The organism is Saccharospirillaceae bacterium (genome assembly GCA_022448365.1).
Taxonomy (GTDB): domain Bacteria; phylum Pseudomonadota; class Gammaproteobacteria; order Pseudomonadales; family Oceanobacteraceae; genus Bacterioplanoides.
Window position 1 is genome coordinate 1 of sequence record JAKVCS010000023.1, and the last position, 2,743, is coordinate 2,743.

Genomic DNA, 2,743 nt, shown 5'->3' on the forward strand with positions numbered 1-2,743 from the left:
GAAGTCAGTTTGGGCACAGATCCTACTGTGGCTGATACCGATGGTGATGGCATCACGGATGGTGATGAAGTGACCAATGGTACTGACCCTTTGAATCCGGATACCGTTCCACCGTCTGTTATCGCAATTTCGCCAGCGTCTGCCAGTACTGATATTGCAGAGTCAACGGTTATTGATGCGACCTTCAATGAGTTGCTGTCTGTACGTTCTATCAATCTTGATGCATTTCAGGTACTCGATTTGGCTACCAATAACCCTGTTTTCGGCAATTTAACATTACTCGATGATGGGGCTACTATTCGCTTTGAGCCTGCTGAATTACTGAATGACTTTACCGAGTATCAGATCAGTATTACTGGTATTCAAGACACTGCAGGTAATCCGATGGCTGCAGCCTTCACCAGTCAGTTTACAACAGGTAATACAATCGATACCGAGGGACCCTTTACCGAGCATATCTCGCCAATCGATGATGCGACTGATGTACCAACCAACAGTACGATCAATATCTTGTTAAATGAAAGAATTAATGTTGGTAGTTTCAGTACAGAACACGTGTACTTGCAGGATCAAACCACCGATCTCCGGGTAACATCCCTGATCGAGTTGGATCAGAATCGTCAGAAAATAACGATTACACCGGATGCAGCACTTGCCGTTGGTCATGACTTTTATGTGCAACTCAGTAGCTTTGAAGATTTATTTGGTAATCAGACTCTGACTCGTCGATATCACTTTACAACAGCATTTGAAGCCGATACGACTGCACCGGGTGTGGTCGCTATGAGTGTTGCCGAAGGCGAGGTGAGTGTCCCAACCAATGCGCGTTTGGAGGTACAGTTTAATGAGCCTGTCAGTGGCTTATCGCTTCAGGGGCTTAACGTGTTGCAAGGCGGTAACTTACTGCCCGTACAAAGCCGTACCCTGAGTGATGGTAACCGCCGGGTGCGTTTGCATCTTGCGGACCCATTACTGGCTAATACCGCGTATACCTTGCGTGCAGAAGGGGTAGAGGACATCAGTGGTAACCGTCAGGCAGTGGCGGTGAGTCATGACTTTACAACGGGTGATGGTGCAGAGTTGGCAACGCTACAGATCATAGAGCAAAGCCCGTTTGATAATCAGACCGATGTCCCACTCAATACACGTATTGGATTGACGTTTAATCAGCATCTTCATCCCTTGGATGTGTCAGCAAGCCTGCGTTTGACGGATTCTTTTGATGGCTCGCCAGTGGCGTTTCCTCTTGATATTGAACGCGTACGTGGGGATACATTGGTGGTGACGCCTCAATCGGCTTTACACGCGAATGATGGTTATACTATCAGCGGTACGGTTACCAGTTTGAGCGGCCAAACGCTGCGAGTCAGTTACGCCTTCCGTATGGCTGGTGATGTAGCCGATGAACCCTTGGCGATCAGTGACTGGAGTGTGCCGGATAATTACACGGCCATGCCGATCAATGGTGCCCTTGCCATTGAATTCAGTGCGCCACTGGATGTGGCGAGCTGTCCGATCGCAGACAATGTGACCATCAGTGATGGCAACAGTGACGTGGCCTTTACGTGGTCAGTGAGTGAAGCACAAAGTCGAACGCGCTTGGTGTTAACACCGACTGAACCCCTTCAGGCTAATACAAGCTATAGCGTGACAATTTCAGGTCTCTGCGATCTCGCCGGGAACGCGATTGCCACTGCCGTGAGTCAAACCTTTACCACGACAGACGAAGTGGATACGACGAGTCCCACACTGGTCTCCGTCACGCCAGAGGATGATGCCACCGCTGTCAGTACCACGTCGCCTGTGGTGTGGACCTTCAGTGAACCGGTACGTTCACGGACGTCTAACCCATTATCCGAGACGGTTTATCTGTATATCGATGATACTCGCAATAAATTGCCTGGTGACTTGTCCTGGAGTGCCGATCATACGGTACTCACGTTTACACCCTCTCTGCCTTATCCGGCAGGAACAGAGATCCATGCGATCTTGGGTGAGCGTTTATTACAGGATGTCGCGGGTAATTCGATGCAAGCCCTGAATGGCCTTAACTTTACCACCGCCATAGGGGATGCCGATGGGACGCCACCGCTTGTCATACAAGTGACGCCTGCTGACGGCGCTGTGGATATCGATAGCAGCAATGCAGTGGTACTGACATTCTCGGAGCCATTGGATTACCGAACCATTAATACCGATAACTTTGGTCTCTATGCCAATGGTGAGCGCATAACGACCTCTGTCAGTCGCTCCTATGATAATCGTACCGTGACCTTGTCAACGACATCAGTTCCTGCCAATAGTGTTATCTCCGTGGTAGCAACGGCTGATGTTCAGGATTTGTCGGGTAATGCCTTGGCTGATTTTATCAGTGTCTACAGCACCGCTGTGTTGGGTGAAACCACGCGACCGTCTATTAACCGAACCTATCCGGGCAATAATGCTAGCCAGGTGCAGGTGGATAAAAATATTGTCTTATTTGTCAGCGAGCCGGTGAATGCGGCGACCGTCACCTCCGAGACCTTATTGGTGTCACAAGACGGTCTATTGGTGGAAGGCAGTCTCGAGGTGTCTGGTGACAACCAAATCATTACTTTTACACCGATTCAACCCTGGAATGTGGGCAGTACAATACAAGTATTTGCGCAAAGTGGTATTGAAGATACCCAAGGCAATCCCTTAACGGACCACCAGTCGACCTTCCGTACGGTAGAAGACGATGCCACGACAACATTGCTTGTGC

1 protein-coding gene is annotated in these 2,743 nt (G+C 49.5%); it reads left to right on the forward strand.

The genetic code is table 11. From position 1 onward, the window contains the following. Positions 1–27: 27 nt before the first annotated feature. On the forward strand, positions 28–2,743 hold a 2,716-nt coding region (locus MK185_17685), incomplete at its 3' end, for an Ig-like domain-containing protein (GenBank protein MCH2042462.1).